This is a genomic window from Klebsiella sp. MBT K-1, assembly GCF_002556465.1.
GTDB lineage: Bacteria > Pseudomonadota > Gammaproteobacteria > Enterobacterales > Enterobacteriaceae > Klebsiella > Klebsiella grimontii.
This window is the reverse complement of record NZ_PDEL01000002.1, coordinates 203422-227847: the sequence shown is the minus strand read 5'-3', so window position 1 is coordinate 227847 and position 24426 is coordinate 203422. Positions and strand designations below refer to the sequence as shown.

Sequence of the window (24426 nt, the reverse complement as noted above, 5' to 3'; positions counted from 1 at the left end):
TTATTCCCAGTCGGTATTCACTTTCACGTCGCTGGCGCCCGGCAGGGCATACACATCTTCGGCGTACCATTTTCGCGAGAGCTCAGCGAGCGTGCCGTCCTTTTTCAGGGCAACCAGCTGCGCGTCAATCGCTTTGATCAGCTGCGGGTCGGTATTCTTTTTATACAAATAGACGTTAGGAAACAGGCCACGGAATCCGAAGCTTTCAGATTTAGATTTAGCGCCTTATTTAGCGCCAGCAGCGCGCCAATGGGATAAATCGCCGCATCGTATTCTCCGGAGGCCACGGCTTTGAAAATATCGGCGGCGGACTGTTCGCCGTTGGGCTGGAGGTTAATTTGTTGGCCCGGATGTTTTTTATTGTAGTTTTCAATCACCGTATACCGGGCGTCGGAGGTGTGGATCGGCACCAGTTTTTTCTTACCGCTGGCAAGATCGCCAAGGTTATGAATATCGTTCTCATCGTTACGCACAATCAGACGCAAATCGCTGATCCCGGTCGGCTCGTCTGAGTGGTCGTATTTTTCCGCCCGCTCTTTGGTGAGATAAAAGTGATCCGCCGCGAGGGTATAGGCGCCGGTCGATAGGCCGACGATCATCGCGTCGCGCGAGACCGCATTAAAATGAAACGTATAGTCGGTTAACCGCTGGTCCAGCACCTTTAACAGGTCGCCATCGTAACCGGTAATATTGTTGTTATCGTCAACAAAGCTAAAGGGAAAACCGTTAGCATTGACGACCACCTCAACCGTTTTGGCATTAGCGCTTTTCTCAACCGCCTGCGCGCCGGTAATTCCCATTGCCAACGCGAGCGAACTCACCAGTAATATTTTATTTTTCAAAATACTTTCCCCAAAATGATAACCGTGGACCACTTTTTTGTCCGTTTCCTTGCCAGCGGGCGCTCAGAAACGTTTCTGCACTGCGCAATGCTCTGGCAATCGCCAGGCACAGCAGGATATAAATCACCAGCACCACGCAATAGGCTTCGACAAAATGAAACCCGCGCGCGGCGGCGATATTGGCTTTCGCCATCAGATCAACAACGGTGATGGTGTAAACCAGCGAGGTGTCTTTAATCAGATCGATCAGCACGCTGGTAAAATTCGGCAACGCGGATACCGCCGCCTGCGGCAAAATAATGCGTCGGAACTGCGTGAATCCGCTTAGCCCAATTGACCATGCTGCCTCCCGCTGCCCCTTATCAACCGCGTTCCACCCGGCGCGAAAGGTTTCAGCGAAATAAGCGCTGAAAATCAACGATAGCGCAGTGACCGCCGCCGCCAGCGGCGAGAGTTTATAGCCGAACATAGTGTCCTGCGGGCCGCCAAACAGCCCGACGGCCACCCACGGCCAGACGTAAAAGAAGAAATACAGCATCACCAGTACCGGGACCGAACGGCCAAAGGAGAGGAATACCTTCGCCGCAACCTGAACGCCCGGAATCTGACGAATAATCGCCCACGCCAGCGCCGCGCCCAGCAGCGTGGAAAACAGCAATGATAATAATGTTATCGCCAGCGTGACCGGCAACGCGCTTAATATAAAAGTAAAATTATCCCGAATGAACGTCAGGCTAAACATGTTTATCTATCACTCCAGCAGGAACTGATATTTCTTTTCAATACGAGTAGTCAAATAGAGAATAAAACTATTCAGTACCCAGTAGACGATAATAACGCTGATAAAGGCCGCCACCTGTTTAGCTCCATAGCTATTTTGCGAAATCTTTTGCGCGCGACCAAAAACATCAACAATGCCAATAATATTGACCAGTGAGGTCATTTTCACCAGGTTAATTAAAAGATTACCAAACACCGGGACGGCAATAATGAATCCCTGAGGGAATATGATCCGCAGCAGCCCGGTATGCCAGGGGATATTCAGGCTGGTAATGGCCTCTTTCTGGCCGCTATCCACCGCGCCCCATGCTGAACGCATCATTTCAGCAAAATAAGGGCTAATGCTGACCGAAATAGACAAAATCGCAAAGGTGGTATCGCTAATCAGCAGCGGCGGCAGCGACAGCGCGGTGAGGATTAATTTGCCGCCGAAGAAAAACAGCAGGATCAGCAGCGCCAGGGGCGCGCCGCGCAGAATGTCGGTATACCCGTTTGCCGCCGCTCTGAGCGGCTTAATGCGGCTAAATTGCAGCACCACGATCGGCAGCGCGATCGTCAAACCAAGGAGCAGCGACGCCAGCGCTATCCCGAGGGTCACGGGCAGGTTTTCCAGCAGCTTCGGCAGTATCCCGGCAATATCCTGCCAGCTAAACAGCGGGTTATTGTTCATCTTCAGCCTCAGGCGTGATAGTGCAGTTGCGCAAGGAAAGCCCGGGTGCGGCCCTGCTGGGCTGCGCCAAATATCTGTTCCGCCGGACCCTGTTCGACAATCTCGCCGTTTTCCATAAATATCACCCGGGAAGCGACCTGGCGGGCGAACGCCATTTCGTGGGTGACGATGATCATCGTCTGGCCCGCGGCGGCAATGGTCTGAATAAGCTCAAGCACCTCACCCACTTTTTCAGGATCCAGCGCGGAGGTCGGCTCATCCAGCAGCAGCACGGCGGGGCTCATCGCCAGCGCGCGCGCAATCCCGATACGCTGCTTTTGGCCACCGGAAAGACTGTGGGGATAGTGGTCTTTTTTATGCAGCAAACCCACCTGCTTTAAAAGCCGCTCAGCAATATTGAGCGCCTCCTGACGCGGACGTTTTTTAGCGTAAATCAATCCTTCGGTAATATTTTGCACTGCGGTAAGATTGTGAAACAGATTCCACGACTGAAAAACCATGGCGGTTTTACCGCGTAGTTTTTCAATTTCTTTTTTCCCCGCCGTTGCGCAATCCAGCGCCACATCATCTATTTTTATTTTCCCGCTATCGGCGGGCTCTAAGAAATTAAGCGTGCGCAACAACGTGGTTTTTCCTGAGCCGCTGGGGCCAATAATGCAAATAATCTCACCGGAATTAACGCTAAGCGATACCTCTTTTAGTACGCTTTCCCCGGAGAAACTTTTACTGATCTTATTGAGAGTCATCATAATGAGATAGTCGTGAAGGATTTAAAAAACCGCTGCTTATCGGCATTGATTGCTGTGTAAAAACTATATTGCCGGGGTTCAGACGATAGCAAACAAGAAAATAGTCTATCGAAAGTTAAAAAATAACTTTTTATATATTTGTTATGACAATGAGGCGGGATTGTAATCAGATCTTCTTAGCAAAACAGGATGGCGGAAACCGTCATTTATCATTCAAATTTACTGAATGATGAGAGCAAATTGTTTCGATTTTCATTATCACCATGTTGGCCTATCATTTATCACATCGGGGCAACAACGCTCCAACACTGATAAAACACTTAAGGAATACGACCATGAAATCCATCAAAACTTTCGTTGCAGTTGCCGCTCTCTCCCTGATCTCTTTCGGCTCTTTTGCCCAGAGCATCAGCGCCAGCGCGTCCACTCTGGACCGCGCAGAAGCCAAAATTGCCGCTCAGGCCGCAGAACAAGGCGCGTCCTACAAAATCACCAGCGCACAGTTCAATAACCGCGTACATATGACCGCTGAGCTGACTAAATAAAATCGACAACATTGCCGGGCCGCCGCAAGAAACAGGCGACAGCGACAACGCGATGAAATAAGGAACACAACATGAAAAATATCGGCGTAGTCACCGCACTGCTTCTGGCTGCTACACTCTCGTCCGGCGCGATGGCCGCAGAGAATAGCTTTGCGCGCCCGGAGGCAGGTTCAAATATCGATACGTCTGTGCATCAGAATCATATAGATGTCAGCCATGCCTTTGATAAAGAGAGCCTGACCGCAGGCAATCTTCAGTAACACACAGCGCAAGGCGCGCGCGGAATTATCCGCTGCGCGCCTTACTTTTTCTGCCAGTGAGCCCACGGATTATCCGCCGGCGCGTCCTCTTTTGCCGTCTCGGCACCGGACAGCGAATCAATATACAGCGCTTCCACCTCTTTACGCGCCCACGGCGTGCGGCGTAAAAACTTCAGACTCGATTTAATGCTCGGATCGCTTTTAAAGCAGTTAATGTTGATGCGTTTCGCCAGTTCGGCCCAGCCATATTGCGTGACCAGCGCGTTTAATAGCGCCTCCAGCGTGATGCCGTGCAGAGGATCGTTTGGGTGCTGCATTGCGTCTTTTACCTGAATTAAAAATTTTGCTCACCATACTGGCTCCCGACGCCAATCGCAACCGCCCCGCCTCTCCCTTATCCAAAATTCGCAAAAGCACAGAACCCTCCCCGGTCATAAATTAGAAAAGAACGTTATTGGTTGAATATTTTCGCTTAAGGCAAGCTGGCTTCAACCACCCGACTGAGGAATCGATCATGCGCTGTTGTTGTCCCCGAACCCTGGACCTGTACCAACGAAAACATCTGAATACCGCCTTCGGAGAACACAATGAACGCGACAACTTTACCGATACTGGATCTGGCCCGCTACGCGGATCCCGCTGAAAAAGCGGCGTTTCTCGCCGACCTGCGCCACGCCGCCCGCGATATCGGCTTCTTTTATCTGATCAACCACGGCGTTGATGAGTCGCTGCAGCAGGCCGTACAGGAGCAATCCCGCGCCTTTTTTGCCCTTCCCGACGCTCAAAAGCAGAGCGTGGCGATGATTCACTCCCCACATTTTCGCGGCTACAACCGCGCCGCGTCGGAATTAACCCGCGGTCAGCCCGACTGGCGCGAGCAGTTCGATATCGGCGCCGAACGTCCGGCGCTCAGGCTTGACGAACGCGCTCCGCGCTGGCAGCGCCTGCAGGGGCCGAATCTCTGGCCAGAGGCGTTGCCCTCGCTCAGACCAACGCTGTTAACCTGGCAACGGGAAATGACCCAGGTTGGGATCACCCTGCTGCGCGCCTTCGCCGAAGCGCTGCGCCTGCCGTTGGATGCCTTTGATGGCCTGTACGGCGAAAAACCCAACGAACATATCAAGCTAATCCGCTATCCCGGCCAGCAGGAAACCCAGAGCGCCCAGGGCGTTGGCGCGCATAAGGACTCCGGTTTCCTCAGCTTCTTGTTGCAGGATGAGCAGAAAGGATTGCAGGTCGAAGTCTCCCCCGACCGCTGGATTGACGCCACCCCGCTGGCGGGCAGCTTTGTGGTGAATATCGGCGAACTGCTGGAGCTGGCGACCAATGGCTATCTGCGCGCAACGGTGCACCGGGTCGTTTCGCCGCCCGCCGACCAGCAGCGGCTGTCGATAGCCTTTTTCCTCGGCGCCCAGCTGGATGCCGTGGTCCCCGTCTACACGCTACCTGACGAGCTGGCCCGCGAAGCCCTCGGACCGGATAGCGACCCGCAAAACCCGCTGCTACGCGAAGTGGGCTGGAATTACCTGAAAGGGCGTCTGCGTTCGCATCCTGATGTCGCCGAACGCTACTACCAGGATGTTTTTCGCGAACGCGCCGAGCAATTGATCGTTTAAACATAACAACAAACACAAGGAATAAGATGATGAAATATGCCGCATTTAAACTGGCAGGGGTTGCACTGTCTCTCTCTCTGGCATGGACTTCCGCCCAGGCCGCCGCGCTGCGCGTCGCCGCGGACCCGGTGCCGCACGCCGAAATCCTTAACTACATTAAAAAGATCGATCCCAGCCTCGACCTGAAAATTGTCGAACTCACCAGCGGCGTTAACGCCAACGAACTGCTGGCCAACGGCGACGTCGATGCCAACTATTTCCAGCACGTGCCCTATCTGAAAGATCAGGAGAAAGCGCTGGGTAAAACCTTCGCCGTCGCGGCGACCGTGCATATTGAGCCGCTGGGGATCTATTCGCGCAAGCATAAAGATTTTAAATCGCTGCCCGAGAACGCCACCGTGGCGGTACCGAATAACACCACCAACCTGAGCCGCGCGCTGTTTCTGCTGCAAAATCAGGGGCTGATTAAGCTGGCGGCCAAATTCACCGACCCGGCGACCACCCTGGCGACGCCGAAAGATATTGTGGAAAACCCGAAGCACCTGAAAATCCTTGAGATTGAATCACCGCAAATCCCGCGGTCGCTGGATGACGTCGACCTGGCGGTGATTAATGGCAATTACGCGCTGGAAGCCGGGCTGGTGCCAGCCAAAGATGCGCTGGGTCTGGAGAGCGCGACCAACAACCCGTACGCCAATATCCTGGTGACAACGCCGGCGCTGGCAAACGATCCGCGCATCAAGGCGCTGGCCAAAGACCTCACTTCGCCGCAGGTCGCCGAATTTATTCGTAAGCAGTATAACGGCTCGGTGATCCCGGTTGCCCCTCAGTCATGATTGAGATTGCCGGGCTGAGTAAAACCTATGCCGGAACAGGCCGACCGGCGCTAAACGATGTCTCTCTGCAGGTGCCGAAAGGAGCCGTTTACGGCATCCTTGGGCGCAGCGGCGCAGGCAAAAGTACGCTGATACGCTGCCTGAATTTGCTGGAGCGGCCCACGTCGGGCCGCATTATTGTGAACGGGAACGATATTACCCGGATGGATAAAACCGCGCTGCGCGAGTACCGGCTGCGCACCGGGATGATCTTCCAGCACTTTAATTTACTGCACGCCCGCAGCGTCGCCGACAACATCGCGGTGCCGCTGGAGATAGCCAAAGTGCCGAAAGCGGCGCGGCAGGCGCGGGTGGCGGAGCTGCTGGAACTGGTCGGGCTGGCGGACAAAGCCGCCGCCTTTCCGTCACAGCTTTCCGGCGGGCAAAAACAGCGTGTCGGGATCGCCCGCGCGCTGGCCGCGAGGCCGGACGTGCTGCTGTGCGATGAGGCCACCAGCGCCCTCGACCCCGAGACCACGGCCTCGGTGCTCAGCCTGCTGGCGGATATCAATCAACAGCTGAACCTCACCATCGTGCTGATCACCCACGAACTGGACGTGGTGAAAACCCTCTGCGACCACGCGGCGCTGCTGGAGCACGGGGAGATTATTGAAAGCGGCAGAATCGCCGATTTGCTGGTGGCGCCATGGTCGCGGCTACGGCAGTCGCTGCTGCACGATCCTCAGGCGGAGCGGGATTTCCTCGCCCGCCACGGTTTTCACGGGAGGCCATTATGCGGAGTAGCATGAGTTGGGAAGATCTCTGGCCGCTGCTGCTTCAGGGCACGGTAGATACCGTTTATATGGTCGGCCTGGCGGCGCTGTTTACCGTGCTGCTCGGGCTGCCGACCGGCGTGCTGCTGTTTGTTTCGCGCCGCAATGGCCTGGCGCCGATGCCGAAACTCAACGCCGTGCTGGGCGCGATTATCAACTTTGGTCGTTCGCTGCCGTTTATCGTCCTGCTGATCGCCCTGATCCCTTTTACCCGGCTGATTATCGGCACCACCCTCGGCAGTACCGCCGCGGTGGTTCCGGTCACCATTGGCGCCTTTCCGTTCTTTGCGCGGCTGACGGAGAATGCGCTGGATGAAGTGGATTACGGGCGTATCGAGGCGATTTTATCGATGGGCGGCAACATCTGGCACGTTATCTTTAAATCGCTGCTGCCGGAAGCGCTGCCGACCCTACTGGCAGGCATCACGCTGACCATCGTCATGCTGATCGGCTTCTCTTCGATGGCGGGCGTGATTGGCGGCGGCGGGCTGGGCGATTTGGCCATTCGCTACGGCTATCAGCGCTTTAATAACGAGGTGATGGTCGGCACGGTGCTCATTCTGGTCGCGCTGGTGCAGGGCGTGCAGATGGCCGGCGACCGTCTGGTACGCGGCCTCGCCCACCGGCGTTAACGCTAAGCGGATGGCAGCGCGCCATCCGCGCTTAAAACCCGCATTCGTTTACCAGGGTCCGAATCAGCTCCGCCGCCGGCAGCTCGCGAATCAGGCTGACGCCCTGCCCGGCCCAGTGCGCGCCGTACTGGCGGTCCCCCTGCGCTTTCGCCGCCGATGCCAGCGCTTTCCCGACGTCATAGGCCACGGGATAATCCGGTACGAGGTGGCGATCGTTTATTGCGCGCCAGCCGTTAACCAAACATCTTGCCGGGCGCCCGGAAATCGCCGACGTTAACACGGTGTGTCCGTCAGTCGCGCCTTTAATCGCCTCGCGGTAGCCGGCGTCCGCTGCCGATTCCGGGCACAGCAGAAAAGCCGTTCCCAGCTGCGCGCCTTCGGCGCCGAGATGCATTACGCTGTTCACTCCCGCGCCGTCCATGATGCCACCTGCGGCGATAAGCGGAATATCAATGCGCCGCTTAAGCGCCTGAATCAGGGTAAAGGTACTCATCTGCCCATCGGGCGCCTGGGGATCGAAGATGCCGCGATGACCGCCGGCCTCATAGCCCTGCGCCACCACCATATCGATGCCCTGCTCTACGGCCAGCAGCGCCTCCTCCACGCTGGTGACGCTCGCCAGGGTAACGATGCCTTTTTCACGCAGCTGGTCAACGACCCCTCGCTCCGGAACACCAAAATGGAAGCTGACCACCGCCGGAGTAAGATCGAGCAAAAGCTCGGCCATCCGCGGCTGCTGCTGAAAACTCAGGTAGATTTCCGCCAGCGTCTCCGGTGGCAGGCCGCCAAAGCGCGCAAACTCAGGGCGCAGTCGCGCCAGCCACTGCGCTTCACGCTGCGGGTCCCTTATTGCCGGGGCGTGGCAAAAAACGTTGACGTTAAACGGACGGGTGGTTAAGCGCCGGGTGTGGTTGATAAGCGCCTCGGCCTGCTCTACCGTGGAGGATCCCAGCCCCAGCGAGCCGAGCGCGCCGGCGTCGCTAACCGCGGCCGCCAGCTCCGGCGTCGACACGCCGGCCATCGGCGCCTGAATAATGGGATAATCAATATCAAGCTGCTGCGTAAGCCGGTTGCTCATGGTGTGCCCTGACAAAATTTGTGCGTTGAGGCAATTAAAATCTCTTTTAGAGATGATAAGATCAACATTATTTTCAAATTAAGAATAAAAGTATGAACCACACCACATTACAGATTTTCAAAACGGTGGCTGAAGAACAGAGCGTCACCCGCGCGGCAAAGCTGCTGGGGCGGGCGCAGTCCAACATTACGACCCGCATTCACCAGCTGGAAGAAGAGCTGGGCGTTGAGCTGTTTGCCCGCGGTAACAAGAAGATGCCGCTGTCGCCCGCCGGGGAACGTTTTTTGGCCTATGCGCTGAAAATCCTCAGCCTTGCCGAGGAGGCCCGGCAGGCTCTGCACCCCGCCACCCCGGGCGGTAATTTACGCATGGGGGCGATGGACGCCACCGCCGCCAGCCGCCTGCCGCCGCTGCTTACCCGGTTTCATGCCCAGTGCCCGGAGGTGATACTGACGCTCAAAACCCAACCCAGCCGCCAGTTGACCCTGCAGGTGCTGGACGCCGCGCTCGATTGCGCGCTGGTATGCCTGCCGCAGGGCGCTTCCCCCGCCGAAGACCTGGAATATCTGCCGCTCTTTCAAGAACAGCTGGTACTGGTGCTTCCCGCGGATCGCCAACGCTTTCGCTTTGCCGCCTTCGCGGAGGGCTGTACCTACCGGGCGATGGGTGAAGCGTATCTGGCGCAATCCGAGGCGGCGGAGAGCGAGATCCAGGACGTCGGCTCCTATCACGCGATGCTCGCCTGTATCGCCTCCGGCGGCTACGCCGGCATACTGCCGCAGAGCGTGCTCGATACGCTGACGCTGCCTGAAGCCAGCCGGGTGCGCCCGGTCGGTCAGGCGGTCACGCAGCTTATCTGGCGTAAAGGCTACGCGTCCCCCGCCCTCGATAAAATGCGCCAGCTTCTTACATCAGCCTCCGACCTTTGACGCTCGCCGCCCTCCGGCGGCAACCAGCGCGGCGGCCACCACCAGCGCCCCTGCCGCCGCGCTGAGCGAAGGATTAAACGACCCGCTGCGCTCATACAGCGCGCCGGCAACCAGCGGGCCGACAATCTGCCCGACGCCATAGGTCGCGGTCATGGCGGCAATCATATTGAATGAGACCAGATGGTTCAGCCGCCTTCCCTGCGGCAGCGCAATAGTCACCGTTCCCATAAAGGTAAAACCGACCAGTAGCGCGCTCAGCAGACAAAACGGCAATGCGTGGCTCCACGCCGGGAGAATGACGCCGACGGCCTGAATCAGCAAATTAAGGGTGAACGCGCGACGGTAGCCAAACCTGATGACCAGCCGGTGCCAGATAAAGCACGAGGGCACAGCGGCAAGACCGAAAATGGCCCAGATCTGCACCGGATCGATAGCGTTCAGCGAGCCGCTGAGAAACAGCGGCAGGTAGGTGGCGGTGATGATGTAGCCAAAGCCGGCCAGGCCGTAAACCAGCAGCAGCTTCCACGCTTCACGCACGCGGCCTTGCGCCTGCTGGTCCTGTACGCCAGCAGGCGATTGATAGGCAATAAGATAGTCTGCCGGGCTCAGCAACAGGCGCAGCGCCAGGATGAAAAGCGCGCCGGCGCTTATTGTGCACAGCAGCCATATTTGCTGGCTGAAGAGCGCCAGGGTCTTGCCCTGCGAGATACATTCCGCCGACAAAAATATCCCCATGCCGACGCCGGAATACAGCACCGGCGCGCCGTTATGGTGCTTCATATGCTGCAGCAGCCACAGGGAGGCGGCAATCAGCGTAACCGCGCTTAACAGTCCGGCTATTCCGCGTACCGCGATAATGGCCAGCGGCGAAACCAGCCAGCCGAGTAACGCCAGGCAAAGCAGCGTGAGCAATACGGAAAGCAGATTTAACACTCTGGCGTCCGCGGGCCTGGCTTTCGCCAGCAGCAGCGCGCCGGCCAGGTAACCCGCGTAGTTGGCCGAAGCGGCAAGGTTGCCTTCACGCAGCGAGAGCACCTGCTCGTTCAGCATCAGTGGCAGGATCCCGGTATAGGCGAAACGCCCGTAGCCCATGCCAATCATCAGCACCGCCGAACCGGCCAGCGCTAGCAGAAAGGCCTTTAACCCCGGCCTGAGTTCAAAAACGTTCACCCGCTACCTCCGCGATTATTCTCAAAAATAGAATTATAAATTTATATAATTCTCTTTTTATTATGATATCGGTCAACCCCACGCGCAAGCGACGTATGGGCCTGTCTGCCGATGACTTTACGGGGAATGCCGGGAAACGCTTCGCCGGGCGACGAAGTATGACGTGAGGGCTGGACGTCCATGTCCAGCATGTTTTAGCGGTGGCTGAGCGCCAGTTTGGCGGCAAACAGCATAAAGACGCCGCCGGTTGCGCGATCCATCCAGCGGATGAAGGTCGGTGTTTTCAGAAGACCGGCGGCGTACCGGCTGGCCAGAATCAGCGTTAACGACCAGAGCGTACCAATCGCAACATGAATAGCGACCAGCAGAAATGTCCAGATGGTTGGCGAGTGGCCCGCCGGTATAAACTGCGGCAGGAAAGAGACATAAAATATCCCCATTTTCGGATTCAGCACATTGCCCAGCATCCCTTTTAAAAACCAGTTGCTGGCCGACGGAGCGGCTATTTCCTGACTGTTAAAGTGGCTGCGCGGTTTGAGAATTAACTGAATGCCCAGCCAGCATAAATAGACGGCCCCACACCATTTAAGCAGGTCATACGCCAGGGCCGATGCCGCCAGCAGCGCCCCGAGGCCGAAGGCCACCACCGCGCCCCAGATAAAACACCCAGTATCAATACCCAATGCCGCCTGAAAGGCCTTTTTTCCGCCTTCAACGGTGGAGGTGCGCAAAATGAGCGCGGTATCAAGACCCGGGGTCAGCGTGAGCAGCAGCGCGGCAAAGGAATAAGCAAGAAGGGAATCTGCGACGGACATTTTCTATCTCCGAAAGCGAGGATTCTAGATAAAACGCGTTGAAAACGCAATCATTGATATACCCTTCGCCGGGCGCGTCGCGCTTTGCATAAAAGTTCTTCGCGACAAGTCTCTGACGCCAAAGCCGGTACAGTTATTTGACGACGCGTTTATCAGCACAGGTTGTTATGACGTTTAATCAAAAATAAGTAAAATCTCAATACGATGATGCAACGTTTGGCGAATAACACACTAACTATACCAGTCTAGTCTAACTTTATTTATGTCCTGCGGTAAAAACCTTCCCATTTTTAATATATATAGTTGGCGTCCAACATCATCCCATAGTAATGTTTTAGCACAATCCTTATGCCATATATTGGGTTGGACATTGGGCAAAGAGAACTCCACGCCAGCGACCAGTTTAGCGTTTTATCACCATAAACCTTATTAATTTTCGCTGGTGTCTTCGAGTTTACCTTTAATATTCTCATGTAATATATTTGCAGCCCTTGTACAAAGCTCAGCGAAAATAGCAATTTCACCCTGCGACATGCACGATGCCACCTGCTCAGCCATTATGCGCCTGCTGGATTCTGCAGAATGCAGAAACTCAATACCTTTTTCCGTAATCCGCGTCAGCATTTCTCGTTTGTCGCTTTCTGCCGATTCCTGTTCAACAAAGTGCTTATCTTTCAACATCCGCAGGATCTTGGACATTTTACTACGCGCAAAACCGAGCTTTTCACCAATTGCGCTTGGAGTCATGGGCTGGAACTGGCGTAAAATATACAACGTATCGTATTGTGGCCAGTTAATACCATCAGGATTAATCAACGAGCGACGAGCAACAAGTACGCATTGCAAATTTCCTAAAGCATCTTCAAATTGACGATTCAATGATATTTCGCGTTCAGAACCACTAGCCACTTTTTTATTCATTTCCATACATTCTCCTGATGCCGTTTACAATAAGTTAAGCTTACTATTTTACCACATCCCTTCAAGGAAGGAAAAGTCATCATACCTTTTGCCCCCATTAACAACATAAGAACTGTCCTGCTAATCCTGAAAGATATATTCTCTGTTCAAAACATCCTCATAATCTATTAACTCAATTATCTCACCATTATTTATTTCAATCACATTAACATATAACAAAGAGAAGTGTTTTCCATCCGGCAGAGTATTCCCATGTAGTTTATATTCAACAATGACGACATCGGGATTATTCGTATAATGAAATCGTTCATCCTCTATAGAGGTAAAGCGTAAGGGCGCAACGCCAAAGCCATTAGCATAGTGTAAGCGAATATTCTCACGTCCAACAATCACCTCCCTGTTGCGACGAAAAGGCAACGACAAACGCCCGTTAACAGAGAAAAGGGATGCCAGCTTATCCGATGACTTCTCCATCACTGCCGAAATATATTTATCAAATAACGCCGGAACCATTTTATTATCCTCTTGATGAAATTGATAAAAGTCTTGTTAGACAATTTCGTTCTGCCGCTGGAAATAAACAATCATACGTTTGAACGTCTCCTCCGACAGTTCAGGAAAGCGCAAACCCAGTTGTGTAATACGCTTAGTCGTCTCTGGATTACCGTAGGCGTTATCGCCAGTATCCAACAAATTCTCTTTAAAGAGATGAATGACCGGTCCCAGCGCAACCTCGCGCCCCTGGGTGACACACAGCTCAAGTTGTTGCAACCACTCGCCGTCAGAAGTCGTTTCCAACGGATAGCCCAGAGAACGAATCGCCCGATACACCGGCTCAAATCGAGTGCTCTGCGGATGGAAAATATGGAAGTTTTCCTGTCGCGTAGCTTCTGAACGCGCTAATGCAACTATCGCTTCAGCGACAAAGTCGACAGGCAGCAGGTCCGTTGATAGTGAAGACGGATCGGGTGCCAATCCCATCTGGATAAAGCTTTTTATCTGTCGCCATAAAAAATCATCGCTCTGGCAGGCTCCACTTCTGCTGTCTCCGCCAATACGTCCTATGCGAAATACGTTAGCATCAAGTCCCTGTTCTCTGGCCTGTATAACATAGCGTTCAGCCACCCACTTACTTTGCGTGTAACCTATCGACAGTGCTTCCGGATGCCCCGGCACACAATGTTCCACGATAGGCGATTGCGGATAGCGTGGAGAAAATACCGCGATAGTGGATAAATAGTGCAGCGTTTTACGTCCGCCACAACCGCAGAAAGCTAAAATATTCAGCGTACCCTGCACATTTGACTGTTTTACCGAAGAATAAGAGAGCAAAAAATTAATCTGTGCGGCCGCATGGAATACCGTGTCTACTCGCTCTGCCAAACGGCTATACGCTTCAGAGCTTAACCCTAAATTACGCTGACCAATATCGCCGAGGCAAACTTCAACCCGGGAAAAATCAATCTCATCGGCGATTCCGTAACGCATCGCATTTTCACGCAAACGAGCCAACGCGTGCTCATCTGTCCTGGCTCTTACCATACAGAGCACGGATTGGGTCCCGGCCAATAGCAATGAACGCAGCAGGTAGATGCCCAAAAATCCTGTCGCCCCGGTGAGCAGCGTCAGCCCAGGGGTTGAACGCACTCCCCCCTGCCAATGTATGCGTTCGTATCCGTCCTGAACAAAGGAACGATCAACGGCATCGACGGGCCCCTTTTCACTGGCAATATAGCCGTCGATGGACTCAGCCATAGCCGACAAGGTCGGATGATTAAATAACAAACGTAGAGGAATATCGCAATCGAACGCCTTACGCAGCAGAAAAACCAGCTGTGTGGCCAACAAAGAATGTCCACCAATGGCGAAAAAATCATCGTGCAGTGCGATGTGACGTCCCGGAAATAGCGTTTCCCATAGCGCCTTGACCTGCTCCTGCGTTTTGGTCAGAGACCGCTCCGGCATCTGCGTGGATGATTCAATAATAATATCCACCTTAAGCAATGCCTTACGATCGATTTTCCCGCTAGGCGTGGTCGGCAGCTTATCCACAAAGACCAACTCTGTGGGAACCATATACTCCGGCAGCACCAGGCGAAGGCCGCGTTTGATCTTATCCTTTTGATTGCCTTTATCATCCAATAAGCCAGCAATAAAGGCGATGAGCTGCTTGCTTCCTGAATTATCTGCCCTGCCAACTACCGCTGAAACCTGCACGCCCTCCAGGGCATTGATGGCCGCCTCGACTTCAGACGGTTCGATCCTAAAACCGCGTATTTTTAACTGATTGTCTATCCTGCCAAGATAGCTGAACCGATCGTCATGCTCCAGCCTCACCAGATCACCGGTACGATACGCGTGGCAACTTTGTGCGGCAAAGCCCTCAGCAGAGATAAAACGTCGAGCGCTTTCTTCACTTTTATTGTGATAGCCGGGAGAGAGAAAATCGCTAACGATAAGCAGTTCACCGGCGACGCCGGCGGGAACCAGCTGCAGATGCGCATCCACCACCAGCAGAGTGAATCCGGGTAGAGGGTAACCAATGGACGCTGCATCTCCCCATTTATCGCTCTCCGGCGGCAGCACATATGCGGAACAGACGTGGCTTTCTGAGGGACCATAGAGATTAATCAGGCGAACGGGTTGCCTGAAAAAATGTTTAATATCCGCAGTGAGTACGAGCTGTTCCCCAGTGGAGTAGACCTCTTTTAAACTCGGGAATTGCCTGTTGGCCAATGCGCTCAAATGCGCGAACTGTTGCAAAGCAACATAGGGGAAATAGAGCCGATTAATTCCCTGCTCCTGGATAACCTCTTGCAGATGATCCAGGTCTCTCCGCTCTTCTTCACTGGCGATATATAAGCGCCCACCGCAGGCTAACGTGCCGAAGATCTCCTGAACCGATACATCAAAAGAAAGTGACATAAAATGCAAAGTACAATCTCCCTGACCGCACTCAGATACATCTTGTTGCCACTTAATCAGGTTATTGAGCGTTTTATTTAATAACCGTACTCCCTTGGGCTGCCCGGTTGAACCGGATGTATAAATGATATACAGCTCATCGTCGGGCATTCTTTTGATATAAGACCATTCCCCAGGGTACTCCGGGGGAATATCATCGATTAATAACAGAGGTACGGAGGCAGACACTGGAAATCTCGCTACCAGCGATCGCGTCGTGGCGATGCAATCCACCTTGGCGTCCTGTAACATGTAACCGATACGCTCTTGCGGGTATTGCGGATCGACCGGAATGTAGGCCGCGCCGGTTTTTAATACGCCAAACAGAGTGGCAATCGCCTCGGCATTCCTTTCCAGTAATAACGCAACACGTTTGCCAGGAGCGATATTAAACTGCTGCTGCAGGTAAGCGGCAATCTGCCCCGATCGTTCCGCTAACCAACCATACGATCGCGTGCCATTAGCGGTAATTAACGCAGTATCCGCAGAGTGGTTTACAGCATGCTGATTGAAAGCCGCCAGAGCGTCAAATCGCCAGGCCTCCGCGCACGGCTTAAGGCTAGATCGAACAACCAGTTCACGACTTAACGGTGCATCCAATAGCCTCAGGGATGACAGTAATACCTCGCCGTCCTCGCCCATCGCGCTCAATAAATGGCGAAAGATTTTCAACCAGTAGTCAATGGTCTGCGGATGATACAACGCCGTCTTATACTCCAGCGTCAGCTTCCACTGCGGTTGTGCTTCAAAGAACAGCGTCAGATCGTATTTTGCCATCTGGCTAAAATAGTCATCCAGCATGACTTTAAAAGGCAAGTCGTTGAAAATATCGCCCCGGGTATCGGGCATAACCAACAGCGTTCTGAATAGTGGACTGTCCTGCCCCGCGTTTTCACGCGACAGTGCGACAATTTCATTGAAAGGGAGCAGCTTATTGAAATGCGCGCCAATAAAAGATTGACGCACCTTTGCAGCCAGCGTCCTGACCGTGTCATCTTCATTGACCTGCACGCGAACCGGCAGAGTATTGATCATATATCCCGGCGTTTCGGCAAACTCGCTGCGATCCCGCAGAGTAAAAGGTACGCCAACGGTAATATCGTTCTGCCCACTCATGCGGCTGAGGAAAAATTGCCAGCACATCGACATATACATAAATGGAGTCATTGACAACGATCTCGCGTGCCGCTGCAGTGAGTCCGCTTCCTGTTCGTTCAGCGCCAGCATGGTATAGGCGGCTTTGGTATCTTCCCGAAGACGACGGGGAAAATCGACCGGGAGGTCCGACAGTGGCGGAGCCGGATGCAGTGCCTGCCGCCAGTAATCCCGCATATCTTCGCGCTCCGCCGCCGCAAGGGATGCGGCCTGCCAACGAGTAAATTCCTGATAGCTTCCCGTGTCGTTAAACGCTGGCAGAGCGCGCTTCTCGTCAAGCGCACAATATATGCGCAGCAAATCATGCAAGACAATACGTACTGAGGGGGCATCAATAATGATGTGGTGGAAACAGCATGCTAACCAGGTTGTACCCGAGTCTGAACTGAGCATATTAATGATACTCAACGGACCCTCAGCTAATGATAAACGGCTAGCCGCCAGTTGTGCAGTCACCGATTCAGGGGTTTCCGTCTGCTCTGGTTGTCGATGGGAAAAAGAGAGATAGCCATCAGCGCCGATACGCTGTTGTAATTTACCGTCAAGATAAACAAAACGCGTTCTGAATATTTCATGGCGCAAGGTCAGCTCAGCCACAGCGCGCTGCATAATCTCAGCGTCCAGTGTCGCATTAACGGTCAGCAGCACCGGCACGTTATAGCATTGGGGCTGATCCAGCGTATTATCCAGCCACCACATTGCCTGCTGGCCGGGCGTCGCTGCCAGATACGTTACCGCACTTTCTCCACACGCCTTGTTCAAACAGCCCTTATTTGACTCGCCGCTATTAAATGATGGCATTTTATCCCCCTCTTAAAATTCCCTGTAAAACCCTTCCTGTTTGCCGGCAGTCCCAACTCCAGGTATTAGAGCTGTTGCCGTTGCCGAATGGTCTGAGCCAGCGCGGCAATAGTTCCGGCAGTGAAAATGTCCGCCGGCGAGACAGCCAAATGAAATGTCTTGCTTACCATTGACGCCAACTTTATGAAATGTAATGAGTTACCACCCTGGTCTAATAAATTATCTTGCGGGTTAATCGCCTCTGAATGAATAATCTCCTGCCAAATCGAGAGTAGCTGTTGCTCAACGTTGTCCATATTTACACCTGCTCCAGTAAAATATTTTTTAACCGTAAACGATCTTTTTTGCCGTTAGCGGTCATTGGCAGTACCGCCAGACGGCTAAATTTTTCAGGTATCATCCAGGCAGGAGCATGCATAGCGAGGTGATTCTTTAAATCCGCTACGGATAGCGCGTCATCCTGCGTGACATAACAAGCATGTAATCGTGGTTCATCCGGCGTCTCCTCTACCACAATCAGCACATCTTCCACAGCGTGATGTAAGCGCAACAGGTGCTCAATACCGGCGAGATTGACGCGGAAGCCACGAATTTTACAAATATGGTTGCCTCTTCCGACCAGGACGATATTGCTATCCTTGTCGTAAGTTGCCCGATCGTCGGTACGATAAAAAAGCACGTCTGTGCCTTGATACGGTATGGAGATAAACCTTTCCGCCGTCAGTTGCGGATCGGAATACCCCAGAGCCACTCCAGCCCCTGCGATCAACAATTCCCCATATTCACCGCAGGTACAGGGTTGCAACCGTTCATTGAACACCACCATCTCAACCAAAGGGAGCGCAGTACCAACCGGCACAGGAGAATCACTGGATAATTGCCCCTCCGACTGAACATGATAGAGAGACGAGATCGCTGAATTTTCCGTGCATCCTAATCCATTAAATATTTTTGCTTTACCGGCCTGCGCCGCCACGCTAAATAGACGAGGGTTGACAAAATCGCCCGACACCACCACACAATCAGGTATATGCAGCGTTTCGAGCGAAACCTCGACAAATAGCCGGAACAACCCGCCAGAGAGGAATAGCATCGTCACGTTATCCGATTCGATCTGCCGTACCAGGGCCATCAAATCCGGCAAGCCAGGCGGCGCAATCGTCAGACACGCGCCGGTCAATAAAGCCATCCAGATTTCATTCGCTGAGGCGGCGAAAGAAACATCTGCAATTTGCAAATAGCAGTCCCGCTCGCTATTCCCCAACGCGGGTACCGGCAAACTCAGTCTGGCAATCCCGCGATGAGCGATCAGCACGCTCTTCGGTTTTCCTGTTGATCCAGAGGTCATCAAGATGAGCGCCGGATCATCAGCGCTTAATACCGGATAATTCCCGCTTCTTTGTTGAGCGCAGTTTTGTATCAACGTCCTGCTCGACAACACCTGCCATGACCCGCCGGGCACGCTTGTGACATCATCGCTAATCAGGTATCTGGCTCCCGCCGCACTTAAAACCTCACCAATATAGCGCTCAGGACTATTCGAGTTCACGGGAACCATAACAGCGCCTATTTTCATGAGCGCCAGCATAAAAATATATAACTCCGGGCTACGTTCTATTTTTATTGCAACGATATCGCCTTTTATCAGGCAATTATTTTGCAATACTGCAGCCAGCGCTGAACATTGCTCAGCAAGTTCTCGATAGGTTATTTGTCTTTGATCGAAAATTAACGCAACTCTGTCCGAAAAACGTTGCGAAATCTCATCAAATATATCAGGAACAGCCTTTAGCTGATTGACATATGCTGAATGCGTCATCACTCTCTCCTGGAGAATTAGGAACGTTCACACGCATAAAATCTTCTCTTGAAGAAGAAATTAAAGATCTAAAGAAATGCCGCCAGCTTACCGTGAGACGCCTCAAAAAAAGCGCAGCAGGGAAAGCAACATATAAGCAACACAAGCATAACCAAGCGTTGTTTTCAATAGTCTATCTTCGAACCTGACCCTCAGTCAATTTGATTTCCAAAAAAAAATCATATAGAAAAAATCCAAAAACAACCAAAAATAATAACCAATAAATTCAAATAATTAAAAAAACAACAATAAAAAATCAACTTTTTTGATTGACATAAGGAACTCATTGGCGTGCAATCTTTGTGCAAAACGTATCGTCTTTCATGTCCGGTAAACAGACAAGGAATAGTACTTTCTCATCGCTTTTTTGTTAAAAAACAAATGGAAAACCTGTTAAATTTCGAGTGAGAGATTAGAAATGACATCATTTCCTGGCAATAAGTCCAACTGGCAACAGCCGTTCTGGAGCGATAAGGACATGCTTGCCCTGGTCATAAGTGAATTAGACACTCTTCCAGAGTTATTAAGTTTTGAAGAAATAAGCGAATTCAATAAAGCATTAGCCGCCGTTTATGCAGGGAAAGCAATGATATTTCAGGCTGGCGACTGCGCTGAAAGAATTTGCGAATCTGGCGCGTTACATGTACGGAAAAAATTGACCTTCCTGGAGCAAATGTCCCGCGAACTCTCAACCCTGATGGGACTGCCGATATTGACGGTCGGTAGAATTGCCGGTCAATATGCTAAACCACGCTCACAACACAACGAAGTCGATGGCGACAGGGTACTTCCCGTGTGGCGCGGTGATTCCGTCAACAGGCCCGAAGCGACTCCAGAAGCCAGGCGTAACGATCCGCAACGGATGCTGCTGAGCTACCATGCTGCAGCGGAAACGCTGGCCGAAATTAAACGTTACGAACGGGAATATCCTCGCGATGTTCATCCCATCTGGACCAGCCATGAAGCGCTGTTGCTGGACTATGAAACCACTCAAATCCGCACTAATCCCCATGGAGAATCCTATTTAGCCAGCACTCATTGGCCCTGGATCGGCATTCGTACTCTTGCGCCTGACAGCCCACATATCGCCATGCTGGCGAATATCGCCAACCCTGTTGCCTGCAAGATTGACGCCACCGTAACGCCGTCGTTCATCGCGACACTTTGCCGACAACTCAATCCTCAGCGTATTCCTGGACGTCTGACTTTTATTTCGCGTTTTGGCCGTTCACATATTCATCGGTTGGGCGCGTTGATTCAGGCCGCACAGGCAACCGAAACGCCGGTGTTATGGATGTGCGATCCAATGCATGGGAATACCGGGAAAACGCAGGCGGGCAATAAACGCCGCGAGCTTAGCGACATGATGGCTGAAATCTCCGGTTTCCTGAGGCAGGTGAAAACACATAACGCCTGCGCCGCTGGAATCCATCTGGAAGCGACGCCGAACCCGGTCATCGAATGCTTCTGTGAAAATAATCACCCTGAAGAACATGAACTTAAGCAAATTCTCTGCGACCCGCGCCTGAACGTAACGCAAACGCAGATGTTATTAACTCACTGGAAAGAGAGACAAAATGACCTTTGATAAAGACTACATTGCCGTTATTACCGGCGCCTGCGGTGGCATTGGCGAATCCGTTGCCCACGCGCTGGCGAAAGAAGGGGTTTCACTAGCGCTTCTTGATAATAACGCCTCTCAGCTGGCAACCCTTGTAGCCACACTACAAAATAACCATCCGCAGCCCATTGCAGGCTTTAATGTGGACGTTGCCGACGACCGCAGCGTAGCAGAAGCCTTTACCGCAATCGGTCGCCAACTGGGTCCGGTGGGTTATCTGGTCAACGGCGCCGGCGTACTGTGCCACGCCAGCGTGGCCGAAACACAGCCGCAAGATTGGACGAAAACATTTGCCGTCAACGCGACTGGCGTATTTAACACCAGCCGCCATGCAGCCAATCTGATGATGGCTCAGCGTAAAGGCAGCATCGTAACGATCGCCTCAAACGCAGCGCGCGTGCCGCGGGCGACGATGGCCGCCTACTGCGCCTCAAAAGCCGCTGCCCAGGCATTTACCTATGCTCTGGGGCTGGAGGTCGCTCCGTACGGGATCCGTTGTAATGTTGTCGCTCCCGGCTCAACCGATACGCCGATGCTGCGCGGCATGTGGCATAGCGAAAGTGACAGGCAAAACACGCTTAACGGTAATCCACAACAATTTCGCATCGGTATCCCACTCAACAAAGTCGCCACGGCGGAAGAAATTGCTGCCGCGGTCTGCTTTTACCTGTGCGAAGAATCAGGGCAAACCACGCTTTCAACGTTATTGGTCGACGGTGGCGCCGCACTCGGCAGCTGCTAAGCGTACAAGGAGAATAACATGGAAAAGATACAGCCCTATCCGTTGCCGACAGAACGTCAATTACCCAAATCAATGGCAGACTGGCGACCCAACAGTTCAAGAGCGGCGCTACTCATACATGATATGCAGCGTTATTTTCTCGATTTTTACACTGCTGACGCCCCGCCGATAGCGCAGGTTATCGACAACATTTACCGCTTGCTTAGCGTCGCCCGACGTCTGCATGTACCCGTATTTTATACTGCCCAACCCGGCGACATGACGCCACAACAGCGCGGCTTGCTGCACAGTCTATGGGGTTCAGGCATGAACGGCAGCCAGGAACATAAACAGATTGTTCCGCCGTTGACGCCTCTGGAAAATGAGTGGGTATTAACGAAGTGGCGATACAGCGCCTTCTTTAACTCCCCCCTTCTGAGTACGTTGCACGAACTCAAATGCGATCAGCTGATCGTCTGCGGCGTTTACGCCCATATCGGTTGTTTATGCACAGCGCAAGAGGCCTATTCCAATGATATCGAGACATTTTTTATTGCCGATGCGCTAGCCGATTTCTCTGAAGAAAAGCATCGTCTGGCGCTTGAGATAGCTGCGGAAACCAGCTCAGTCGTGCTGTCAACCCGACAAGCTATCGACGCTTTGGAACATTAAAGATCCTCACGGCACTCCAGGAGATGATGATGTTATCTAAAGGCACAGCAAAGCCCGACGAGCTTTCGGCTCATCTGGCCAATCTTGATAGACCCTTTGCCTGTATTTACCGCCCCCAATGCGAACCTATCAAGGCAGTATTATTTCTTGAAGGGGATATTGAGCTAAACCAATCCCTTTCAGAATTAGCGCTGGATCCTCCCCTGGACGGGAAGGGAAAAAACTCATTTAACAAATTGATTTTATTACCATTTAATCAGCTTAAAGAAAAAGGTTATGCCTGCATTGACGATGGTGAACAGACGATCGTCATGCACATTGAGCGGCAAGATTATTACCCTATAGATTCGTTTATCGCAGCCATTAATGACTATGATATCAAGCCGCGAAACCTGCACTTCGATCTTGATGACCAAACGTATGGCGACATTGTTGATACCGTCATTGATCAGGAAATCAGCTCCGGAGAAGGGAGCAACTTTGTGATTTCACGCAGCCTGGAAGGCGATATAACCGACTTCAGCATCCGCCACGCGCTGACGCTGTACAAACGGTTACTGCAATCTGAATGCGGGTCTTACTGGACATGGATGATCTTCACCGGCAGCCGCTATTTCATAGGTAGTTCGCCTGAACAGCATATCCAGGTTGATGAGCAGAACGTGGCGATGAATCCTATCAGCGGCACGTTAAAATACCCCGACTCCGGGAATATGGCGCACGTGCTGGATGATTTTCTGCAGGATAAAAAAGAGCGCGACGAACTATTTATGGTGGTGGATGAAGAACTCAAAATGATGAGTAGCATCTGTCAGCATGATATTCAGGTAACCGGGCCGAAGCTCAAAGCTATGTCGCACATCGCGCATACCGAATATTTTATCCATGGCAGCTCAGATCGCAGTCTGAAAGAGATCATCAGGCAATCGCTCTTTGCGCCAACAGTGACCGGCAGCCCAATAGAAAGCGCCTGTAAAGTTATCGCCCGGCGAGAACGCCGCGGACGCGGCTATTACAGCGGCATCGTTGCTATAACGGGTGCGCAAGAAGGTAAACGTTATCTGGACTCGGCCATAATGATCCGCACGGCCGATATTACCGCTCAGGGACATTTTCGGCTTACGGCGGGTTCAACCATCGTCAGAAGTTCCATCGCGCAAAATGAAGCCGGTGAGACACGCGACAAATTGCAAGGGCTAATGCATTCGTTCTTCTCTGACACAAGCGCCGGGACGCCAAACCGAACAGGATTGTCTGCAGAACTTCGCCATCGGGCTGACCAGATACTCGCAAAACGGAATGCATGCGCCTCCGCCTTTTGGCTGGATAACTCGCAATTGGGCCCGTGCGCTTTACTCTCTCGTCATACCATCACACTGATCGACATGGAGGACAACTTCACCGCCATGATTGCCTATCAGTTACGCAGCGCAGGTTGCGCCGTTACCCTCATTCCCTGGTATGACTGCCTGAGCAAGCTAACGCAGCTCACCGATCGCGACATCGTATTCATTGGGCCCGGGCCTGGCGATCCAACCAATATACAACTCGAAAAAATACGCGTGGGCCGAAAAATTATTGCGCAACGGCTGCGGGAGCAGCGTCCGCTAATCGGGACTTGTCTGGGACATCAGTTAATTTGCGCCGAATTAGGCATTCCGATCGAGCGGCTGATCAATAACCGTCAGGGTAGCCAACATCAGATATCCATTCAGGGAAAATCTCATACCGTTGGCTTCTATAACAGTTTCTCCGCGCTACATCAGCGGCCATGCTGGTACAGCCCGGAGCATGACAAAACAGTCCAGCTGGAGCGACTCCCTTCCGGTGAAATTGTTGCATTATCGTCAGGTAACGTTGCCTCCATACAATTTCATAACGAGTCATTCCTGACGCAAGACGCATTTTCTATTTATCAATGGCTGATACAGAACGCCTTAACAACAACGGTAACTCTTAGTCAACAAGATGCCGTTTAA

At 52.7% G+C, this 24426-nt stretch carries 23 protein-coding genes and 1 pseudogene; 11 read left to right on the top strand and 13 right to left on the bottom strand.

Features of this window, described 5'->3' with window-relative positions:
- The 4 genes and pseudogenes from CMQ96_RS03570 to CMQ96_RS03555 all read right to left on the bottom strand — a co-directional run bounded on the left by CMQ96_RS03570 (position 1) and on the right by CMQ96_RS03555 (position 3041).
- Positions 1–842 (bottom strand): annotated as a pseudogene (locus CMQ96_RS03570) (transporter substrate-binding domain-containing protein).
- On the bottom strand, positions 832–1584 hold the full coding sequence (locus CMQ96_RS03565) for an amino acid ABC transporter permease (protein WP_024358099.1): 753 nt from the start codon (positions 1582–1584) through the stop codon (positions 832–834). Before CMQ96_RS03565 ends, CMQ96_RS03570 begins: the two are co-directional and overlap by 11 nt.
- 9 nt (positions 1585–1593) lie before the next feature.
- Positions 1594–2292 (bottom strand): amino acid ABC transporter permease, encoded by a 699-nt coding sequence (locus tag CMQ96_RS03560; protein ID WP_024358098.1) that lies wholly within the window; start codon positions 2290–2292, stop codon positions 1594–1596.
- Positions 2293–2300: 8 nt separating this feature from the next.
- Entirely contained in the window at positions 2301–3041 is a 741-nt protein-coding gene (locus tag CMQ96_RS03555) for an amino acid ABC transporter ATP-binding protein (RefSeq protein ID WP_024358097.1), read from the bottom strand.
- A 335-nt stretch (positions 3042–3376) separates the two neighbouring features.
- Here CMQ96_RS03555 and CMQ96_RS03550 point away from each other — a divergent pair, with 335 nt between their 5' ends.
- Positions 3377–3586 (top strand): YdgH/BhsA/McbA-like domain containing protein, encoded by a 210-nt coding sequence (locus CMQ96_RS03550; protein ID WP_004120044.1) that lies wholly within the window; start codon positions 3377–3379, stop codon positions 3584–3586.
- Between the two features lie 71 nt (positions 3587–3657).
- Positions 3658–3846, top strand: a complete 189-nt coding sequence (locus CMQ96_RS03545; RefSeq protein ID WP_004134116.1) for a hypothetical protein — start codon at positions 3658–3660, stop codon at positions 3844–3846.
- Between the two features lie 41 nt (positions 3847–3887).
- On the opposite strand, the gene CMQ96_RS03540 is transcribed toward CMQ96_RS03545, so the two are convergent.
- Positions 3888–4163 carry a VF530 family DNA-binding protein gene (locus CMQ96_RS03540; protein ID WP_098065915.1) on the bottom strand — a complete coding sequence of 92 codons (276 nt, stop codon included), beginning with the start codon at positions 4161–4163 and terminating at the stop codon, positions 3888–3890.
- A 270-nt stretch (positions 4164–4433) separates the two neighbouring features.
- On the opposite strand from CMQ96_RS03540, the gene CMQ96_RS03535 reads away from it, so the two are divergent.
- Genes CMQ96_RS03535 through CMQ96_RS03520 form a run of 4 tightly spaced genes read left to right on the top strand, consistent with a single transcriptional unit; the run spans position 4434 to position 7742 of the window.
- On the top strand, positions 4434–5462 hold the full coding sequence (locus CMQ96_RS03535; protein WP_024358095.1) for an isopenicillin N synthase family oxygenase: 1029 nt from the start codon (positions 4434–4436) through the stop codon (positions 5460–5462).
- Positions 5463–5491: 29 nt separating this feature from the next.
- On the top strand, positions 5492–6298 hold the full coding sequence (locus tag CMQ96_RS03530; RefSeq protein WP_004134110.1) for a MetQ/NlpA family ABC transporter substrate-binding protein: 807 nt from the start codon (positions 5492–5494) through the stop codon (positions 6296–6298).
- On the top strand, positions 6295–7086 hold the full coding sequence (locus tag CMQ96_RS03525) for a methionine ABC transporter ATP-binding protein (RefSeq protein WP_004134108.1): 792 nt from the start codon (positions 6295–6297) through the stop codon (positions 7084–7086). Before CMQ96_RS03530 ends, CMQ96_RS03525 begins: the two co-directional genes overlap by 4 nt.
- Entirely contained in the window at positions 7083–7742 is a 660-nt protein-coding gene (locus tag CMQ96_RS03520) for a methionine ABC transporter permease (protein WP_162685384.1), read from the top strand. Before CMQ96_RS03525 ends, CMQ96_RS03520 begins: the two co-directional genes overlap by 4 nt.
- Positions 7743–7773: 31 nt before the next feature.
- On the opposite strand, the gene CMQ96_RS03515 is transcribed toward CMQ96_RS03520, so the two are convergent.
- Entirely contained in the window at positions 7774–8820 is a 1047-nt protein-coding gene (locus CMQ96_RS03515) for a nitronate monooxygenase family protein (RefSeq protein WP_098065913.1), read from the bottom strand.
- 92 nt (positions 8821–8912) lie between these two features.
- Here CMQ96_RS03515 and CMQ96_RS03510 point away from each other — a divergent pair, with 92 nt between their 5' ends.
- Positions 8913–9749: a LysR substrate-binding domain-containing protein gene (locus CMQ96_RS03510; protein WP_024358092.1), complete on the top strand. Its 837-nt coding sequence runs from the start codon at positions 8913–8915 to the stop codon at positions 9747–9749.
- Here CMQ96_RS03510 and CMQ96_RS03505 read toward each other — a convergent pair.
- The 7 genes from CMQ96_RS03505 to CMQ96_RS03475 all read right to left on the bottom strand — a co-directional run bounded on the left by CMQ96_RS03505 (position 9732) and on the right by CMQ96_RS03475 (position 19394).
- Positions 9732–10919 (bottom strand): YbfB/YjiJ family MFS transporter, encoded by a 1188-nt coding sequence (locus CMQ96_RS03505; protein ID WP_098065911.1) that lies wholly within the window; start codon positions 10917–10919, stop codon positions 9732–9734. The genes CMQ96_RS03510 and CMQ96_RS03505 overlap by 18 nt on opposite strands.
- Positions 10920–11113: 194 nt before the next feature.
- The gene (locus CMQ96_RS03500; RefSeq protein ID WP_049086540.1) at positions 11114–11734 is read right to left on the bottom strand and encodes a LysE family translocator; all 621 of its coding nucleotides are present in this window, start codon (positions 11732–11734) and stop codon (positions 11114–11116) included.
- 429 nt (positions 11735–12163) lie between these two features.
- Positions 12164–12661, bottom strand: coding sequence for a MarR family winged helix-turn-helix transcriptional regulator (locus tag CMQ96_RS03495; protein ID WP_024358089.1), 498 nt, complete (start codon positions 12659–12661; stop codon positions 12164–12166).
- Positions 12662–12775: 114 nt separating this feature from the next.
- Positions 12776–13168, bottom strand: coding sequence for a nuclear transport factor 2 family protein (locus CMQ96_RS03490; protein ID WP_024358088.1), 393 nt, complete (start codon positions 13166–13168; stop codon positions 12776–12778).
- A gap of 36 nt (positions 13169–13204) precedes the next feature.
- Positions 13205–17575: a non-ribosomal peptide synthetase gene (locus CMQ96_RS03485; protein ID WP_098065909.1), complete on the bottom strand. Its 4371-nt coding sequence runs from the start codon at positions 17573–17575 to the stop codon at positions 13205–13207.
- A gap of 65 nt (positions 17576–17640) precedes the next feature.
- Positions 17641–17871, bottom strand: a complete 231-nt coding sequence (locus CMQ96_RS03480) for an acyl carrier protein (protein ID WP_004135554.1) — start codon at positions 17869–17871, stop codon at positions 17641–17643.
- A 2-nt stretch (positions 17872–17873) separates the two neighbouring features.
- Positions 17874–19394, bottom strand: coding sequence for an amino acid adenylation domain-containing protein (locus CMQ96_RS03475; RefSeq protein ID WP_098065907.1), 1521 nt, complete (start codon positions 19392–19394; stop codon positions 17874–17876).
- Positions 19395–19851: 457 nt separating this feature from the next.
- Here CMQ96_RS03475 and CMQ96_RS03470 point away from each other — a divergent pair, with 457 nt between their 5' ends.
- Genes CMQ96_RS03470 through CMQ96_RS03455 form a run of 4 tightly spaced genes read left to right on the top strand, consistent with a single transcriptional unit; the run spans position 19852 to position 24426 of the window.
- Positions 19852–21021, top strand: a complete 1170-nt coding sequence (locus CMQ96_RS03470) for a 3-deoxy-7-phosphoheptulonate synthase (RefSeq protein ID WP_098065905.1) — start codon at positions 19852–19854, stop codon at positions 21019–21021.
- Complete coding sequence (locus CMQ96_RS03465) at positions 21011–21796, top strand: 2,3-dihydro-2,3-dihydroxybenzoate dehydrogenase (protein WP_004135551.1); 786 nt, start codon at positions 21011–21013, stop codon at positions 21794–21796. Before CMQ96_RS03470 ends, CMQ96_RS03465 begins: the two co-directional genes overlap by 11 nt.
- A gap of 18 nt (positions 21797–21814) precedes the next feature.
- Positions 21815–22447 carry an isochorismatase family protein gene (locus tag CMQ96_RS03460; RefSeq protein WP_004135549.1) on the top strand — a complete coding sequence of 211 codons (633 nt, stop codon included), beginning with the start codon at positions 21815–21817 and terminating at the stop codon, positions 22445–22447.
- Positions 22448–22470: 23 nt separating this feature from the next.
- Positions 22471–24426, top strand: coding sequence for an anthranilate synthase family protein (locus CMQ96_RS03455; RefSeq protein ID WP_255256976.1), 1956 nt, complete (start codon positions 22471–22473; stop codon positions 24424–24426).

What these genes read in the sequence shown, in the direction of transcription:
- CMQ96_RS03480 (WP_004135554.1), bottom strand. Translation starts at nt 17,871, where the DNA reads ATGGACAACGTTGAGCAACAGCTACTCTCGATTTGGCAGGAGATTATT.
- CMQ96_RS03540 (WP_098065915.1), bottom strand. Translation starts at nt 4,163, where the DNA reads ATGCAGCACCCAAACGATCCTCTGCACGGCATCACGCTGGAGGCGCTA.
- CMQ96_RS03495 (WP_024358089.1), bottom strand. Translation starts at nt 12,661, where the DNA reads ATGGAAATGAATAAAAAAGTGGCTAGTGGTTCTGAACGCGAAATATCA.
- CMQ96_RS03470 (WP_098065905.1), top strand. Translation starts at nt 19,852, where the DNA reads ATGACATCATTTCCTGGCAATAAGTCCAACTGGCAACAGCCGTTCTGG.
- CMQ96_RS03560 (WP_024358098.1), bottom strand. Translation starts at nt 2,292, where the DNA reads ATGAACAATAACCCGCTGTTTAGCTGGCAGGATATTGCCGGGATACTG.
- CMQ96_RS03455 (WP_255256976.1), top strand. Translation starts at nt 22,471, where the DNA reads ATGATGATGTTATCTAAAGGCACAGCAAAGCCCGACGAGCTTTCGGCT.
- CMQ96_RS03475 (WP_098065907.1), bottom strand. Translation starts at nt 19,394, where the DNA reads ATGACGCATTCAGCATATGTCAATCAGCTAAAGGCTGTTCCTGATATA.
- CMQ96_RS03555 (WP_024358097.1), bottom strand. Translation starts at nt 3,041, where the DNA reads ATGATGACTCTCAATAAGATCAGTAAAAGTTTCTCCGGGGAAAGCGTA.
- CMQ96_RS03520 (WP_162685384.1), top strand. Translation starts at nt 7,083, where the DNA reads ATGAGTTGGGAAGATCTCTGGCCGCTGCTGCTTCAGGGCACGGTAGAT.
- CMQ96_RS03500 (WP_049086540.1), bottom strand. Translation starts at nt 11,734, where the DNA reads ATGTCCGTCGCAGATTCCCTTCTTGCTTATTCCTTTGCCGCGCTGCTG.
- CMQ96_RS03545 (WP_004134116.1), top strand. Translation starts at nt 3,658, where the DNA reads ATGAAAAATATCGGCGTAGTCACCGCACTGCTTCTGGCTGCTACACTC.
- CMQ96_RS03485 (WP_098065909.1), bottom strand. Translation starts at nt 17,575, where the DNA reads ATGCCATCATTTAATAGCGGCGAGTCAAATAAGGGCTGTTTGAACAAG.
- CMQ96_RS03535 (WP_024358095.1), top strand. Translation starts at nt 4,434, where the DNA reads ATGAACGCGACAACTTTACCGATACTGGATCTGGCCCGCTACGCGGAT.
- CMQ96_RS03565 (WP_024358099.1), bottom strand. Translation starts at nt 1,584, where the DNA reads ATGTTTAGCCTGACGTTCATTCGGGATAATTTTACTTTTATATTAAGC.
- CMQ96_RS03465 (WP_004135551.1), top strand. Translation starts at nt 21,011, where the DNA reads ATGACCTTTGATAAAGACTACATTGCCGTTATTACCGGCGCCTGCGGT.
- CMQ96_RS03525 (WP_004134108.1), top strand. Translation starts at nt 6,295, where the DNA reads ATGATTGAGATTGCCGGGCTGAGTAAAACCTATGCCGGAACAGGCCGA.
- CMQ96_RS03460 (WP_004135549.1), top strand. Translation starts at nt 21,815, where the DNA reads ATGGAAAAGATACAGCCCTATCCGTTGCCGACAGAACGTCAATTACCC.
- CMQ96_RS03510 (WP_024358092.1), top strand. Translation starts at nt 8,913, where the DNA reads ATGAACCACACCACATTACAGATTTTCAAAACGGTGGCTGAAGAACAG.
- CMQ96_RS03490 (WP_024358088.1), bottom strand. Translation starts at nt 13,168, where the DNA reads ATGGTTCCGGCGTTATTTGATAAATATATTTCGGCAGTGATGGAGAAG.
- CMQ96_RS03550 (WP_004120044.1), top strand. Translation starts at nt 3,377, where the DNA reads ATGAAATCCATCAAAACTTTCGTTGCAGTTGCCGCTCTCTCCCTGATC.
- CMQ96_RS03515 (WP_098065913.1), bottom strand. Translation starts at nt 8,820, where the DNA reads ATGAGCAACCGGCTTACGCAGCAGCTTGATATTGATTATCCCATTATT.
- CMQ96_RS03530 (WP_004134110.1), top strand. Translation starts at nt 5,492, where the DNA reads ATGAAATATGCCGCATTTAAACTGGCAGGGGTTGCACTGTCTCTCTCT.